This is a genomic window from Vibrio sp. J383 (assembly GCF_023503985.1).
Taxonomy (GTDB): Bacteria; Pseudomonadota; Gammaproteobacteria; order Enterobacterales; family Vibrionaceae; genus Vibrio; species Vibrio splendidus.
In genome coordinates, this window is record NZ_CP097293.1 from 64,700 (window position 1) to 81,460 (window position 16,761).

Annotated in this window: 14 protein-coding genes; 7 read left to right on the top strand and 7 right to left on the bottom strand. The window is 45.7% G+C overall.

The features are described from left to right. The first annotated feature begins 3 nt into the window (after positions 1-3). Positions 4-300, top strand: a complete 297-nt coding sequence (fis, locus tag M4S28_RS00300; protein WP_004729744.1) for a DNA-binding transcriptional regulator Fis — start codon at positions 4-6, stop codon at positions 298-300. Between the two features lie 90 nt (positions 301-390). On the opposite strand, the gene zntR is transcribed toward fis, so the two are convergent. Continuing rightward, entirely contained in the window at positions 391-831 is a 441-nt protein-coding gene (gene zntR / locus M4S28_RS00305) for a Zn(2+)-responsive transcriptional regulator (protein WP_249632123.1), read from the bottom strand. Positions 832-1,156: 325 nt separating this feature from the next. Between zntR and purH the strand changes: the two genes are divergently transcribed. Both purH and purD read left to right on the top strand, forming a co-directional pair. Next, positions 1,157-2,749 carry a bifunctional phosphoribosylaminoimidazolecarboxamide formyltransferase/IMP cyclohydrolase gene (purH, locus tag M4S28_RS00310; protein WP_017077568.1) on the top strand — a complete coding sequence of 531 codons (1,593 nt, stop codon included), beginning with the start codon at positions 1,157-1,159 and terminating at the stop codon, positions 2,747-2,749. 283 nt (positions 2,750-3,032) lie between these two features. After that, positions 3,033-4,322, top strand: a complete 1,290-nt coding sequence (gene purD / locus M4S28_RS00315; RefSeq protein ID WP_151408209.1) for a phosphoribosylamine--glycine ligase — start codon at positions 3,033-3,035, stop codon at positions 4,320-4,322. A gap of 184 nt (positions 4,323-4,506) precedes the next feature. Here the strand turns inward: purD and M4S28_RS00320 are convergent, their stop codons facing one another. Further along, positions 4,507-5,205 (bottom strand): DUF1481 domain-containing protein, encoded by a 699-nt coding sequence (locus M4S28_RS00320; protein WP_249632124.1) that lies wholly within the window; start codon positions 5,203-5,205, stop codon positions 4,507-4,509. A gap of 47 nt (positions 5,206-5,252) precedes the next feature. Continuing rightward, complete coding sequence (gene hupA, locus M4S28_RS00325) at positions 5,253-5,525, bottom strand: nucleoid-associated protein HU-alpha (protein WP_004729753.1); 273 nt, start codon at positions 5,523-5,525, stop codon at positions 5,253-5,255. 270 nt (positions 5,526-5,795) lie between these two features. Between hupA and M4S28_RS00330 the strand changes: the two genes are divergently transcribed. Next, on the top strand, positions 5,796-6,947 hold the full coding sequence (locus M4S28_RS00330; RefSeq protein ID WP_017077566.1) for a CNNM domain-containing protein: 1,152 nt from the start codon (positions 5,796-5,798) through the stop codon (positions 6,945-6,947). An 80-nt stretch (positions 6,948-7,027) separates the two neighbouring features. Here the strand turns inward: M4S28_RS00330 and M4S28_RS00335 are convergent, their stop codons facing one another. Next, complete coding sequence (locus M4S28_RS00335) at positions 7,028-7,615, bottom strand: YjaG family protein (protein ID WP_004729756.1); 588 nt, start codon at positions 7,613-7,615, stop codon at positions 7,028-7,030. A 71-nt stretch (positions 7,616-7,686) separates the two neighbouring features. On the opposite strand from M4S28_RS00335, the gene M4S28_RS00340 reads away from it, so the two are divergent. Together M4S28_RS00340 and M4S28_RS00345 are read left to right on the top strand one after the other, a co-directional pair. Beyond that, positions 7,687-8,613: a D-2-hydroxyacid dehydrogenase gene (locus tag M4S28_RS00340; protein ID WP_249632125.1), complete on the top strand. Its 927-nt coding sequence runs from the start codon at positions 7,687-7,689 to the stop codon at positions 8,611-8,613. Then, positions 8,613-9,206: a uracil-DNA glycosylase family protein gene (locus M4S28_RS00345; RefSeq protein WP_108152524.1), complete on the top strand. Its 594-nt coding sequence runs from the start codon at positions 8,613-8,615 to the stop codon at positions 9,204-9,206. Before M4S28_RS00340 ends, M4S28_RS00345 begins: the two co-directional genes overlap by 1 nt. A 108-nt stretch (positions 9,207-9,314) precedes the next feature. On the opposite strand, the gene hemE is transcribed toward M4S28_RS00345, so the two are convergent. Together hemE and nudC are read right to left on the bottom strand one after the other, a co-directional pair. Next, entirely contained in the window at positions 9,315-10,382 is a 1,068-nt protein-coding gene (gene hemE / locus M4S28_RS00350) for a uroporphyrinogen decarboxylase (RefSeq protein WP_004729761.1), read from the bottom strand. Between the two features lie 299 nt (positions 10,383-10,681). Beyond that, positions 10,682-11,491, bottom strand: coding sequence for an NAD(+) diphosphatase (nudC, locus tag M4S28_RS00355; RefSeq protein ID WP_061023624.1), 810 nt, complete (start codon positions 11,489-11,491; stop codon positions 10,682-10,684). 164 nt (positions 11,492-11,655) lie between these two features. Between nudC and M4S28_RS00360 the strand changes: the two genes are divergently transcribed. Beyond that, positions 11,656-12,153, top strand: a complete 498-nt coding sequence (locus M4S28_RS00360; RefSeq protein ID WP_017083833.1) for an Rsd/AlgQ family anti-sigma factor — start codon at positions 11,656-11,658, stop codon at positions 12,151-12,153. Positions 12,154-12,498: 345 nt separating this feature from the next. Here M4S28_RS00360 and rpoC read toward each other — a convergent pair whose 3' ends face one another. Continuing rightward, complete coding sequence (gene rpoC, locus M4S28_RS00365) at positions 12,499-16,701, bottom strand: DNA-directed RNA polymerase subunit beta' (protein ID WP_004729767.1); 4,203 nt, start codon at positions 16,699-16,701, stop codon at positions 12,499-12,501. Positions 16,702-16,761 lie beyond the last annotated feature (60 nt).

Here is a 16,761-nt window from a genome sequence, read left to right on the forward strand (position 1 = left end):
AATATGTTCGAACAAAATCTGACTTCAGAAGCATTGACAGTAACTACAGTTACATCACAAGACCAAATCACGCAGAAACCACTACGTGACTCAGTTAAAGCATCATTGAAAAATTACCTTGCTCAATTAAACGGTCAAGAAGTCAGCGAGTTATACGAATTAGTATTAGCTGAAGTTGAACAGCCACTACTAGACACTATCATGCAGTACACTCGCGGTAACCAAACTCGCGCAGCAACCATGATGGGTATTAACCGCGGTACTCTTCGCAAGAAACTTAAAAAATACGGCATGAACTAATCGTTCTTTCGTAATTTATTGAATGGAAAGCCAAGCTCATTTTTTGAGTTTGGCTTTTTTTTGGCTTGTCGAACCGTAATAGATGGCTGATTACTCTCCAGTGCGACAGCAGCGCTCTTTATCAACGTTTGCTGAATCCAAGGCTGCCAGAATAGAACAATGGCTTGCATCGTCGTCTACGTGGCCACAACACGCATCATTGATCTTTTTAAGTGCAGTGCGAATCTTGGTTAACTCGGTAATCTTCTCATCGATCATCTCTAGTTTTGCTGAGGTAATTGATTTCACTTCGGCGCAACTGTGCTGTGTGGCTTCGAGACGAATCTCAAGCAATTCTTTAATCTCGTCCAGACTCAGTCCCAACGCTTTAGATTTGAGAATAAACGTCACCTGTTTCTGGTTATTTTCATCATATAGGCGATAACCCGACTCACTGCGACTGGCTGGCGCGATCAGGTTATTCTTCTCATAAAATCGTAAGGTATCGGTTGTCACACCGCATCGTTTCGCTAATTCACCGATCTGAAACATGTTTTTTCCTACTGTTCCGTCCATTCCACAATTAACCTTATCGTTACTTTTTAGGCTGAAATGGCACTTTTCATAATTAATTTTGAGATGCCAAACGATTGCGCGAGCTTTTTTGTAATAAATTAGTTAGAATCTGCGCCATCAAATTTGGAGTTGGTTATCTTATAGCTTAATCATAAGACTAACCCAAAAGGTCTTTACCAAAACTGGCCAATATTTTATCTCTTACTGGTATCTAAGATAATCCACGCTAAGAAGATAGAAACAAGTTCTTTTTTGGCAAATATCTTTATTTTAACCCCATGAATTTGAGGAAGATGGAAGCATGAATAACGCTCGTCCAATTCGCCGCGCTCTCATCAGCGTATCAGACAAAACTGGTATCGTTGAATTTGCACAAGCTCTTGCTAACCGTGGTGTAGATATCCTATCTACCGGTGGCACTGCTCGCCTGCTTGCTGAAAAAGGCATCTCTGTTACAGAAGTATCTGACTACACTGGTTTCCCAGAAATGATGGATGGCCGTGTTAAGACTCTGCACCCAAAAGTTCATGGTGGTGTTCTAGGCCGTCGTGGCCAAGATGATGACGTGATGGAAACTCACGGTATCAACCCTATCGATATGGTTGTTGTAAACCTATACCCATTCGCAGAAACCGTTGCTAAAGAAGGTTGTACCCTTGCTGACGCTGTTGAGAATATCGACATCGGTGGTCCTACAATGGTTCGCTCTGCAGCGAAAAACCACAAAGACGTAACGATCGTTGTAAACGCACACGACTACGAGCGCGTTGTCACTGAAATGGACGCTAACGAGCAATCTCTAACTCTAGAGACTCGCTTCGACCTCGCTATTGCGGCATTTGAGCACACGGCTTCTTACGACGGCATGATCGCTAACTACTTCGGCACTATGGTTCCTAGCTACGGCGCGAACAAGGAAGGCGATGAAGAGAGCAAATTCCCTCGCACGTTCAACCAGCAGTTCGAGAAGAAGCAAGACATGCGCTACGGTGAAAACAGCCACCAAGCAGCAGCTTTCTACGTTGAAGCAAACCCTGAAGAGGCATCAGTTTCTACAGCTCGCCAAATCCAAGGCAAAGCGCTTTCTTACAACAACATCGCTGACACTGACGCAGCACTTGAATGTGTGAAAGAGTTCGACCAGCCAGCATGTGTAATTGTTAAGCACGCTAACCCATGTGGTGTTGCACTGGGTGAAGACATCCTAGAAGCCTACGACCGTGCATTCAAAACAGACCCAACGTCTGCATTTGGCGGCATCATTGCTTTCAACCGTGAGCTAGACGCTGCAACAGCAACAGCTATCACTGAGCGTCAATTTGTTGAGGTTATCATTGCACCGTCTGTTTCTGCTGAAGCAGTAGCAATCGTAGCAGCTAAGAAAAACCTTCGCCTACTTGAGTGTGGTGAGTGGACAACGAAGACAACTGGTTTTGACGTGAAACGCGTTAACGGCGGCCTGCTAGTTCAAGACCGCGACCAAGGCATGGTTTCTGAAGACGACCTAAAAGTAGTTTCTAAGCGTCAACCAACGGCTGAAGAGCTAAAAGATGCTCTATTCTGCTGGAAAGTAGCGAAGTACGTTAAATCTAACGCGATCGTTTACTCTAAGGGTGACATGACGGTTGGTGTGGGCGCTGGCCAAATGAGCCGCGTTTACTCTGCGAAAATCGCAGGCATCAAAGCTGCAGACGAAGGTCTACAGGTTGAAGGTTGTGTGATGGCATCAGATGCATTCTTCCCATTCCGTGACGGTATCGACGCGGCAGCAGAAGCTGGCATCAAGTGTGTTATCCAACCGGGCGGCTCTATGCGTGATGACGAAGTTATCGCTGCAGCAGACGAACACGGCATGGCGATGATCTTTACGGGCATGCGTCACTTCCGCCACTAATTTCCTCCTCGTATTTGGCACTGTGGCGTCGTTAGCTGCTTTCGCCCACCCCGGTCACATAGCGGACTATGCTCCCGGGGATGGGCTCAATTGCTGCCTAGCCACATCACCAACTACTTTGAGCAAAACTTATAATTTTGTTTTTTTAAATATTCCGATATTTGAAATACGTAGAGCAAGTCAGTGACTTTAGTTCAAGGAAAACACGCGGAGCTTATGACCATAAGTGAGCATGTTTGACACAGAAATAAAGGCTCTGAAGCAGCTATAAGGATTTTAAAACATGAATGTATTGATTATCGGTGCCGGCGGTCGTGAGCATGCACTTGGTTGGAAAGCGGCACAAAACCCAAACGTTGAAACAGTATTCATTGCTCCAGGCAACGCAGGCACTGCACTTGAGCCGAAACTAGAGAACGTAAACATCGGCGTTGAAGACATCGCTGGTTTAGTCACGTTTGCTCAAGATAAAAAAATCGAACTGACTATCGTGGGCCCTGAAGCACCATTGGTTATCGGTGTGGTTGATGCATTCCGTGAAGTTGGCCTACCAATCTTTGGCCCAACTCAAGCGGCAGCACAGCTTGAAGGCTCTAAAGCATTCACCAAAGACTTCCTAGCTCGTCATGATATCCCAACAGGTTACTACTCAAACTTCACTGAGATTGAGCCCGCTATCGCTTACGTTCGCGAGCAAGGTGCTCCAATCGTAGTGAAAGCTGACGGTCTTGCCGCGGGTAAAGGCGTTATCGTTGCGATGACCCTTGAAGAAGCAGAAGACGCAATCAAAGACATGCTAGCGGGCAACGCCTTTGGCGAAGCAGGCAGCCGCGTTGTTATCGAAGAGTTCCTCGAAGGCGAAGAAGCAAGCTTCATCGTAATGGTTGACGGCTCTAGCGTGCTTCCTATGGCCACCAGCCAAGATCACAAACGTGTGGGCGACAAAGACACTGGTCCTAACACCGGTGGCATGGGTGCTTACTCTCCTGCGCCGGTTGTAACTCCAGAAATCCACAACCGTATCCTTGAGGAAGTTATCTACCCAACGGTACGTGGTATGGACGCAGAAGGCGCACCTTACACAGGTTTCCTTTACGCTGGCCTAATGATCGATGCTGACGGCACACCTAAAGTTATCGAATACAACTGCCGCTTCGGCGACCCTGAAACGCAACCTATCATGATGCGTATGGAGTCAGACCTTGTTGAACTTTGCCTAATGGCTATCGACGAGAAGCTCGACGAAGCAGAATCGAAGTGGGATCCACGCGCTTCTATCGGTGTTGTTCTTGCGGCTGGCGGTTACCCTGCTGACTACGCAAAAGGTGACGTTATTTCACTACCAACAAGCGAAGTTGAAGGCCAAAAGGTTTTCCACGCGGGTACGACAAATAATGAAGCTGGCGACGTTGTGACAAACGGCGGTCGTGTACTTTGTGCAACAGCACTGGGTAATACGGTTTCTGAGGCTCAAGAGCGTGCTTACGCGTTGACGAAGCAAGTTAGCTGGAATGGTATGTTCCACCGCAATGACATTGGTTACCGTGCGATTGCGCGCGAACAAGAGCAGTAAACAATCTTGTTGCTCGCTTACTTTCCAATAACAGTAAGCAAATGACAGCAAGTGAATAACAGAAAAAGGCGCCTCAATAGGCGCCTTTTTATTATCACTCATCTATACAAGAAACTGTATTTGTACAGGCAAATAAGCACTTAGCCTACAGTAGGCCAAATACTCTTAATTCTTTGATTGCTTTCTATTCTTTCAGCAACGATGGCCTTACGACACAATCATGACTGTCTTCAGCCAGCATCAGTAACTCTTCTACGCTCATCTTACCGAGTAAGTCACTGCCAAGAAACGCCGCATAGCTTTCCACAGACGCCAATCGGTCAATCACGAAGCCTGGCAAGGTCTGGTTAAATTCAATGCGTTCAAACTCACCACCAGCGCACGTTTTAAAAGAGCTGCCATTCCAGTAACCCTGAATCAGCCTAAGCCCTTCATCATGCTGCTTCGTTGTGGTCTCTAGAACCGACGTCGCTTCTTTCTGATAGTTTTCAAGCTGCTTGGCTTGGATAGGTAAGATTTTGCTGTCAATACGATACTGCTGATACACAGCCTCGCCTGACTTGTTGAAACGCACATGAACACGATAAGGCACCAGCTTATTCGATGAATTACGCTGTTCGCCTTCACGAACGAATTCACGAAGTATACCTTCCGACCAAGCATAGTCAGTTTGGTACCAGCCGTAATCGCCGACAGCGACATAGTCAGCTGAAGAATGAGGTTGTGTTAGTTTATTAGTAACCCAGTAAAAACTTGTCGCGTCGCCCATGACTTGGCCGCCGGTGTGAGTTTCAAATTGCTCTAGGTTTTTGCTGGGGCTGGTCGATGAACAGCCAATGAGGAATGTAGATAATAGTGAAACGAGAAGAAATGCTTTTTTCATAAAAACCTGTACCGAGGTGGAATACGACTACCTCGGTACAGTTTAGATTATTTCACTGAATCTTTCAGCGCTTTACCTGCAACAAATGCTGGAACATTTGCAGCAGCGATTTGGATCTCATCACCAGTTTTTGGGTTACGACCAGTGCGAGCTGCACGGTGGTTTACTTTAAAAGTACCAAAACCAATTAGCTGAACTTGATCGCCATCTTTAAGAGCATCTGTAACACCACCAAGAGTCGCTTCTAGAGCAGCTTTAGCTTGTGCTTTAGAAAGGTCCGCTTTTTCAGCAATAAAGTCGATTAATTGAGTCTTGTTCATTTTAGGTTTCCCTTCTTTGTATTTTTGAATTCAATTTACTCTAAAACATAAATGCCCCATCTGGCAAAGGTTTGTCGTCGATCTTTAGCTCTAATGCCGTAGTTTTAGCCATAATATGAGTAATAACTCACAATTTGTTACTGATTTTATTGAGCAAGCCCTTGTTTAAAAGGGGCTGAGAGGCAAATTAATGATGACCTAGCCACTACTTTATCTCTATAATCCACGCTGAATCGCTGCTAAAGCGTACAATTTAATTTAAGGGCAAACATGCTGCTGCTAACTATTTACGTCTCCATTGCTATTGGAGTTTCTTTCATTTGTTCTGTTTTAGAAGCTGTACTTTTGAGTATTAGTCCGAGCTATATTGCTCAACTAAAACAAAATGGGCACCCGGCAGCAGAGTCTTTAGACAAACTGAAAACAGACATTGACCGCCCGCTCGCGTCAATTTTAACGCTCAACACCATCGCGCACACAATCGGTGCTGCGACGGCAGGTGCACAAGCGGCTGTGGTTTTTGGTAGCCAATGGTTAGGTGTATTCTCTGCCGTACTGACTTTGGGTATTTTGGTTTTGTCTGAGATTGTTCCAAAAACCATTGGTGCAACCTACTGGCGTCAACTTGCTCCAGCATCATCAAACGTACTTCGCTGGATGGTTTTCTTTCTAACACCGTTTGTCTGGTTCTCAGAACAGATCACCAAACGTCTTGCTCGTGGCCACCAAGCACCAAAAATGCGTGATGAGCTGTCTGCAATGGCTATTTTGGCAAAAGAAAGTGGTGAGTTTGCTGAAGGCGAATCAAAAATTCTGAGCAATCTATTAGGCATTCAAGATGTGCCCGTGACGCAAGTGATGACACCGCGCCCTGTTGTATTCCGCGTCGATGCCGAAATGAGCGTGAATACGTTCCTAGAGCAGCACAAAGACACACCATTCTCGCGCCCATTAGTTTACAGCGAGCAAACTGACAACATCATTGGTTTTGTACACCGTCTGGAGCTGTTTAGATTGCAACAGGCGGGTTGTGGCGAGAAAGCTCTGGGTGAAGTAATGCGCCCTATCCACGTGTTGCTGAACAACATGGGCTTGGCTAAAGCCTTTGACCAAATGATGGCAAACCGCCTGCAGCTTTCCTTAGTAGTTGACGAGTACGGTACGATTCAGGGCATCATCACCCTAGAAGATATCTTTGAGCACCTAGTGGGCGAAGAGATTGTCGACGAGGCAGATAAGACGACTGACATGCAAGAACTGGCATTTCAGCGTTGGGAACAGTGGAAAGAAACACACGGTGTTATCGAAAACCGCGATGAAGAGGACGAGCTAGAGGAAAAAACTCTAACAGACAACGACACCTCAGACTCAAAGTCAGCGGATGAAGACAAGGTTCAAAAAGAAGACAAAAAAGACGCTTAATCTCAATTTGATACCGTCAGATACAACAAAGGCTCCCTAGGGAGCCTTTGTTTTTATTCGTACTTTGATGCGATAGCGAATTATAACGCTACACCAATGTTACTTACTGGGTCTTCACGCAGTTCGTGGCGTAGATCTTTGATCAGCTCTAGGTCACGCTCAGTCGTTTCACGTAGAGGTCGGAAGATGGCCCACTGAACGTCCCACTCTTCACACACCGCTTCGTTTTCTTTCTGGTTTTCGTTTGTCACTTCTTCAGCGCCTTGAGCAAACTCAAGCTCAGCAACCGTCTTCACCGATTGTTGACTCACTTTAATGACAGTTTCAAGCAGATGCTCACGGTCAAGTAAGCCATGGATTAACGTTGCTAAGCCTTGGCACGCGTCCATCGCAGGGTAAACACCGTAGAAATCAAAATCATCTCCACTTGGGAATAGCTCTTCGACTTTCTCAAGCTGACGCTCAAAATTCACCTTTGCCGTTTTAACGGTTAAGATTTCCCAAATGCTATCCAAAACATCACGATAGATTCGAGCTTCCGCAAATTCTGTATTCTCACAAAACATGGCATAGTTAGGGTACATACGCTCACATAGACACGCCATAAAGGTAATTTGTTGCCAAGGTTCTAACTTTTCTAGACGAACCTGCAGTGGATTCTGAAGCATAGTCACTCAATAATTGCAGAAAAAGACAGCGAAAGTGTACTTGATAAACCTAGGATGGAAAAGGTAGGCCGATGAACAATTTTACGAATAAGCTCTATATTCTTACTGAGCATGACGATACTTATACGCAACTGATTCTAAACCAAGGGTTACCTGACCTCGAAATCACTCAAAACCCCGAATTGGCTGAGATCGTGCTGGCTTCTCCTCCTTTAATCGCAGAGCGACTTAATGAGTTTAAACATCTAGACTGGGTGCAAAGTACCTACGCAGGAATCAATAAACTCACTCAGCCGGATCTTCGTCAAGATTATACGCTGACCAACATCAAAGGCATCTTCGGCCCTGCGATTGCTGAATACGTGTTAGGTTACACGATCAGCCACTGTAGACACTTCCCTCACTACCACCAACAACAAGCACAACGAAGCTGGCAGCCACAGCTATATACTAGCCTAACTGACAAAACCATGGTGATTTTAGGAACAGGTTCAATCGGAAGTCATTTAGCGAAAACCGCAGCTGCCTTTGGTATTCATACCATTGGAGTCAACCGTACCGGCATCCCATCAAAGCAAGAGACCTTTAAAGACACTTTCCACATCAATGAGATAGAGGCAGCCCTTAAGCAAGCGGATATTGTGGTCAACACCTTGCCATCAACAGCTGAAACCTATCAATTACTCAATCAAACGACCTTAAGTTACTGCTCGAGTGTACTGCTGTTTAATGTTGGCAGAGGAGAGAGCTTAGATAAAAAAGCCTTGCTGCTTGCGATTAAGAATAAGTGGGTTGAGCATGCTTTCTTGGATGTGTTTGAAAGTGAGCCCCTCTCGCAGGAGCACCCTTTCTGGACACTGCCGCAAGTGACCATCACCCCGCACATTGCAGCGCTAAGTGAACCAAGGCAGGTGGTAGAGATCTTCGCCGAGAATTACCAACAATGGCGAGATGGCTTTAAACTGAACCATGTCATCGATTTTGATAAAGGCTACTGATGTCCTCATCGTTACTCAAAGAGATTCGACAATGCCGAGCTTGTGAGCCTCACCTATCACACGGTGCTAACCCGGTGATTCAAGCGCACCCAAACGCGCGCTTGCTTATTATTGGGCAGGCACCCGGCATCAAGGTTCATGAGTCATCGATCCCTTGGAACGACGCCAGTGGCGAACGATTAAGAGAATGGTTAGGGATAGATAGCGATACGTTTTATGACGAACAAAAAGTCGCGATTGTTCCTATGGGGTTTTGTTATCCGGGAAAGGGAAAGAGTGGCGATCTCCCACCACGTAAAGAGTGTGCGGAGCTTTGGCATAACAAAGTGCTGCAATCGCTACCAAACATTCAAATGACACTGCTGATTGGCCAATACGCGCAAAACTATTACCTAACACATAAAACCACCAGCACACTAACCGAAACCGTGCGTAATTGGCAAAGATGGGCGCCTGAGTTTTTGCCGCTACCTCACCCTTCGCCACGCAATAATATCTGGCTCAAGAAGAACCCTTGGTTTGAAAGTGAAGTCATTCCTTACATCCAAAAGCACATCTCGGAGCATTTGGCCTACCATGATCCAAATACCTAATTAGCTGCACATCCACGATGATGAAGCCGATGTTGGATGCGGATAAAAAGGTAATAAAAAAGCGCTGCCGATTTCTCGACAGCGCTTTTTCTAAAAACACATACTTAATTACTTATGGTATGGCTTAGATAGGTCATGAACTGCGTCCACAAATACACCAGCATTCTCTGGTGGCACATCTAGGTGAATACCATGGCCAAGGTTAAATACGTGACCAGTACCGCCGTCACCAAAACCTTCAAGGATAGTGCCGACTTCTTCACGAATACGCTCAGGTTGTGCGTAAAGCACTGATGGGTCCATGTTGCCTTGTAGAGCCACTTTATCGCCAATACGCGCTTTTGCATCCGCAATATTGATTGTCCAGTCTAGGCCCACCGCATCACAGCCAGTCGCTGCGATAGATTCTAGCCACATGCCACCGTTCTTAGTGAACAGAGTAACCGGTACACGGCGACCTTCGTTTTCACGGATTAGGCCATCTACAATTTTGTGCATGTACTGTAGTGAGAACAGGTTGTAGTCACGCGGAGTAAGTACACCACCCCATGTGTCGAATACCATTACCGATTGTGCACCCGCTTTAATTTGCGCGTTCAGGTATTCAATAACGGTGTCAGCCAGCTTATCTAGAAGTAAATGCAGTGTTTGTGGCTCTGCGTACATCATCTTCTTGATCTTAGTAAACGCCTTCGAGCTGCTGCCTTCAACCATATAAGTTGCCAGTGTCCAAGGGCTACCAGAGAAACCAATCAATGGCACTTCGCCTTTCAGATCTTTACGGATCTGACGAACAGCATTCATTACGTATTGAAGCTCGCCTTCTGGATCAGGTAGGCCAATCTTCTCTACGTCAGCTTTACATGTGATAGGACGTTCAAACTTAGGACCTTCACCAGTTTCAAAGTACAAGCCTAAGCCCATTGCATCAGGGATAGTTAGGATGTCAGAGAACAAGATTGCCGCATCAAGCGGGAAACGACGTAAAGGTTGAAGTGTTACTTCTGATGCCAGTTCAGCGTTTTTGCACAAAGACATGAAATCGCCCGCTTCAGCGCGCGTTGCTTTGTACTCTGGAAGATAGCGGCCAGCTTGGCGCATCATCCATACTGGTGTGTAATCAACAGGCTGTTTTAAAAGTGCGCGTAAATAGCGATCGTTTTTTAATTCGGTCATTCCGTTAAATTCCAATTCAATCTTGTCTAGTTTTGATGGCAAGCATTCTAACACTGATTGAAGGGTAAAAGCTGTGTGCTTTGCAACCTAGATCAAGTTATTAACTTTTAAATCAATGCTTAGTTTGCACCCAATTACGGGAGCATGTTAAAAATTTGTTCGCTAGCGAAAATTACAATTATAACATCTGAGTAGTCACTACTCAGCATCTCATAACGACATCTTACTTACCCCCTCCACTTGTGGAGGGTTTTTTTTAGCTTTTGACCACCTATAGGCCAAATACTATCATAGGTAAATTAGTACTCTATCGTCTGCTCCGTCACACCATCATTCATCACGTCACCCACAGTTTTATCAATCAATTGTCTCGCAATCGTTCCAACAGGAGCAACATCAGGCAGGCTTGTTACATCAAACCATTGGGCATCCGACAGTTCACTGTAATCTGGTTTAAGCGTTCCACCAGCATAGTCAGCCAGAAAGGCCACCATCATACTCGACGGAAACGCCCATGGCTGGCTGCCAAAGTAACGAATATTACTGACATCGATGCCTGTCTCTTCTTTGACTTCTCTTGCCACGCACTGCTCTAAGGTCTCTCCAACCTCTAGGAAGCCCGCTATCACGGTATACATACCTGTTTTATGTCTTGGATGCTGTGCAAGCAATATCTTGTTGTCGTTTCGTACAGCGACAATGATGCACGGGAAGATGCGAGGATAATGAAGTGTTCGACAGTCTCCGCATTGCATCGCCACCTGATTATGGTTGAGGTGATTACGACCGCCACACTGAGGACAAAAACGCATACTTTGCGTCATGTGCCCATACTGGATGGCTTTGCTTGCTGTCAGAAAACTCGATTCAGGCCAGTGCAATAACTCACGTAGGTTCATCATGGTCAGCTCACTCTCAACATCACAGTCGTTGAGCCAATACACCTTACGACCTTGATGCTGACCAATACAGATTGCATGCTCGACGCTCAGCCCTAGCTCTTCAGCTGAGCCATAAGGAAACTGATCATTATTAACCCAAATATCACTACCTGAAACGACGCACCAATAAGCTTGCTCTGTCATTTTGTTATCACTTTTTTTTAACATCCCTATGCCTCATTGCTTGCAGTTCGTTCATTTTACTGGCAATCTAATTTCATACTAGAGTTGTAGCAGAGAATAATTCAAACTATTACTTTTAGTAGATACCAATAAATGGACCTTACTTAGGCAATTACTTGATCACAAGGTTGTGATCAGATCATGAGGACATGGTCATGCTAAATAAATTCAAACAAATACAAGAACAATGGGGTGGCTCTAATGAGGTCATCGATCATTGGCTCGAAACTCGACAGTCTCTAATCGTTGAGTATTGTAAGCTTGCCGCTCTACAGCCTTCATCGTCGAAAGCAACTGCAATCACCGAACTGCCTTCTCCAGAAGAACTCCAAAAATTCAGCCAACATCTTGTTGATTACATCTCCGAAGGTCATTTCAAAATCTATGACATGGTGATGGACAAATGGCAGTCTACTGGCTTCAAAGCAACAGACGAAATCAACCAGTCTTATGGTCATATCGTCCTTACCACGGACCCTCTGCTCAACTTCACCGACAAGTATGCCGCCATTGAAGCTAGTGATACATTAGAAAGCTTTGATAGTGAACTGTCACTCGTAGGTGAGATTCTTGAGGCTAGGTTTGCGGTTGAAGACCAGCTGATCCAACAAATTGCCGACAGCCTAGCGGTTCCACCAGGAGCTTAATGGCTTAACATCTTCTAAGCTTGCCTCTGTGCAAGCTTTTTGTTTTGTCTGTAGCGTTACCTAACACACCCAATTCTTCTACCAGAGCCTATTGGTTCGTCCCTACCCTGATGTTTTGCGATAACCCGACGTAACACTTCTCACTGGTTTCATCCTCAGCGCCTCCCTGTAAACACGCAAGCTGCCTTCGAGAAAGTACTATCGACTAAGTCCACCAGCCAAGCAATCGACAAGCATACTTATCAACTTCTAATCTATACACCTCTCATTAAACACCTATACGCCAGATACAAAAAAGGCACCCGAAGGTGCCTTTTCTTACCTCTTAGAGACTACTCGTAGAGCTTACTCTTCTGAAGAGAAACCAGCGTTTAGAAGTGCTGCTAGATTGTCAGTAGCTTGTTCAGCTGAAGGACCTTCTTGCTCTTCTTCACGTTGCTTTTGACGCTCTTGGTGGTATGCGAAACCAGTACCAGCTGGGATCAGACGACCAACAATTACGTTCTCTTTCAGACCGCGAAGGTCATCACGCTTACCAGAAACCGCAGCTTCTGTTAGTACGCGAGTCGTTTCTTGGAACGATGCAGCTGAGATGAATGACTCAGTTGCAAGAGATGCTTTAGTAATACCTAGTAGATCACGCTCAAAACGTACTAGTTCTTTACCTTCAGCTTCTAGCTTACGGTTAGCAATCTTAACATTGTGGTACTCAACTTGTTCGCCAGGTAGGAACGGAGAGTCACCAGAATGAGTGATTGTACACTTACGTAGCATTTGACGAACGATAGTCTCAATGTGCTTATCGTTAATCTTTACGCCTTGTAAGCGGTAAACTTCTTGAACTTCGTTCGCGATGTACTGAGTTACTGCGTGGATACCACGTAGACGCAGGATATCGTGTGGAGTTTCAGGACCGTCGGCGATTACATCACCACGTTCAATCTTCTCACCTTCGAACACGTTCAATTGACGATGCTTAGGAATCATCTCTTCGTAAGCGTCACCGCCTTCACGAGTGATTACTAGACGACGCTTACCTTTCGTTTCTTTACCGAAAGACACAGTACCTGTGTGCTCAGCAAGGATCGCAGGCTCTTTAGGCTTACGAGCTTCGAATAGGTCAGCTACGCGTGGTAGACCACCGGTGATATCTTTGTTTCCGCTCGATTTTTGAGGGATACGAGATAGTGTGTCACCAATGCCAACTTCAGCGCCATCTTCGATGTTTACAATCGCTTTGCCAGGTAGGAAGTAGTGAGCTGGCATATCAGTACCAGGGATCATTACGTCGTTACCTTGCTCATCAACAAGTTTGATAGCTGGACGCATATCTTTACCTGCTGCTGGGCGAGCTGCTGCGTCTGTAACTTCACTTGAAGAAAGACCCGTTAGATCGTCAGTGTTACGAGAAACTGTAATACCATCGATCATATCTACGAATTGGATACGACCTGCCACTTCAGTGATGATTGGCATGGTATGCGCTTCCCAGTTAGCTACAACTTCACCAGCAGTAACTGCTGCGTTGTCGCCTTTGGTTAGCATCGAACCGTAAGGAAGTTTGTGCTTCTCTTTAGTACGGCCGAACTCATCAATAATCGTCATCTCAGATGCACGAGAAGTGATAACCAGTTTCTTATCTTTGTTAGTTACGAACTTAGCATTGTGAAGCTTCACAGTACCAGTTGTCTTAGCTTGGATGCTGTTCTCTGCTGCTGCAGTAGATGCCGCACCACCGATGTGGAACGTACGCATCGTTAGCTGTGTACCCGGTTCACCGATAGATTGTGCAGCGATAACACCAACTGCTTCACCTTGGTTCACTAGGTGACCACGTGCTAGGTCACGACCGTAACACTGTGCACAACAACCGAAGTCTGCATCACAGGTAACAACAGAGCGCACTTTCATGCTATCTACTGAGTTGTCTTCCATGATTTGACACCACTTCTCATCAATCAGAGTATTACGTGGAATCAGTACATCTTCAGTACCAGGCTTAAGAACATCTTCAGCAACAACACGACCAAGAGCAAGCTCAGAAAGTGCAACTTTAACGTCACCACCTTCGATGTGAGGCATCATGTCGATACCTTCATGCGTGCCACAGTCATGTTCGTGTACTACAACGTCTTGAGCAACGTCTACTAGACGACGAGTTAGGTAACCCGAGTTTGCTGTTTTCAGTGCTGTATCCGCAAGACCCTTACGAGCACCGTGCGTTGAGATAAAGTACTGAAGGACGTTTAGACCTTCTTTAAAGTTCGCTGTGATCGGCGTTTCGATGATTGAACCATCTGGACGCGCCATCAGACCACGCATACCTGCTAGCTGACGAATCTGAGCTGCAGAACCACGTGCGCCCGAGTCGGCCATCATGTAGATGCTGTTGAACGATTCTTGCTGTTCTTCTTCGCCGTCACGGTTAATAACTGTTTCAGAAGATAGGTTATCCATCATTGCTTTCGCAACGCGGTCATTCGTAGATGCCCAGATATCGATAACTTTGTTGTAACGCTCACCCGCAGTAACAAGACCAGATTGGAATTGCTCTTGGATTTCACGAACTTCTTCTTCAGCAGATTCAATCTCGTCGTATTTCGCTTGAGGAACAACCATATCGTTGATACCTACAGAAACACCAGAAAGAGCCGCGTATGCGAAACCTGCGTACATGATTTGGTCAGCAAATACTACTGTATCTTTTAGACCAAGCTTACGGTAACACTCGTTAAGAAGAGTAGAGATCTGCTTCTTACCTAACTTTTGGTTAACGATGCTGTACGGAAGGCCTTTAGGAACGATCTGCCATAGCATTGCACGACCTACAGTCGTATCTACTAGGCCAGTATTCGTTGTGCTATTGCCGTCTTCGTCTACTACTGTTTCAGTGATACGTACTTTAACGCGAGCATGTAGCTCAGCAGTCTTAGTACGGTATGCCTTTTCAGCCTCAGCAGGGCCAGCAAGGTACATACCTTCACCTTTCACGTTGATCTTGTCACGTGTCATGTAGTAAAGACCCAATACAACGTCCTGAGAAGGTACGATGATCGGATCACCTGATGCTGGCGACAGAATGTTATTCGTCGACATCATTAGGGTACGAGCTTCAAGCTGTGCTTCTAGAGTTAGAGGCACGTGTACAGCCATTTGGTCACCATCGAAGTCGGCGTTGTATGCCGCACACACTAGTGGGTGAAGCTGAATCGCTTTACCTTCGATTAGTACTGGTTCAAACGCTTGGATACCTAGACGGTGAAGTGTAGGCGCACGGTTAAGCAGTACTGGGTGTTCACGGATAACTTCGTCTAGGATATCCCAAACAATCGCTTCTTCACGCTCTACCATTTTCTTAGCAGCTTTGATTGTCGTAGCCATGCCACGAGTCTCTAGCTTGCTGTAGATGAACGGCTTAAATAGCTCAAGTGCCATCTTCTTAGGAAGACCACACTGATGTAGACGAAGGTATGGACCTACTGTGATTACAGAACGGCCAGAGTAGTCTACACGTTTACCTAGAAGGTTCTGACGGAAACGACCTTGTTTACCCTTGATCATATCAGCAAGAGATTTCAGAGGACGCTTGTTAGAACCCGTGATCGCACGACCGCGACGACCGTTATCTAGAAGGGCATCAACAGACTCTTGCAACATACGCTTTTCGTTACGTACGATGATGTCTGGAGCCGCTAGCTCTAGAAGACGCTTCAAACGGTTGTTACGGTTGATCACACGACGGTAAAGGTCGTTCAGATCTGAAGTCGCAAAACGACCGCCATCTAGAGGTACTAGAGGACGAAGATCTGGCGGTAGCACTGGAAGTACAGTTAGGATCATCCACTCAGGCTTGTTGCCTGACGAGATAAACGCTTCAACTAGCTTCAAACGCTTAGTAACTTTCTTACGCTTAGTTTCAGAGTTAGTTGTTTCCAACTCTTCGCGCATTTCTTCCACTTCTTGATGAAGGTCCATTGTTGAAAGCAGATCTTTGATCGCTTCAGCACCCATCTTAGCAGTGAATTCGTCACCCCACTCTTCTAGACGATCCAGATACTCTTCTTCAGTAAGCATCTGAGATTTTTCTAGATCAGTCATACCCGGTTCAGTTACTACGTACATTTCGAAGTAAAGAACACGTTCGATATCACGCAGAGGGATATCCATTAGTAGACCGATACGAGACGGTAGTGATTTTAGGAACCAGATGTGAGCAACTGGTGAAGCAAGCTCGATGTGGCCCATACGGTCACGACGAACTTTAGTTTGTGTAACTTCAACGCCACACTTCTCACAGATAACACCACGGTGCTTCAGGCGCTTGTATTTGCCACAAAGACATTCGTAGTCTTTAACTGGACCAAAAATACGTGCACAGAACAGACCATCACGTTCAGGTTTGAACGTACGATAGTTAATTGTTTCTGGCTTTTTAACTTCACCAAAAGACCACGAACGGATCGTGTCTGGTGAAGATAGACCGATTTTGATTGCATCAAATTCTTCGGTCTTATGCTGTGCTTTTAGAAAGTTTAATAAGTCTTTCACGTTCAGCTCCTGTAAGGAGTTAAAGGAGCTCACCGACTAAAGTGAGCCCCCTTTACCAAG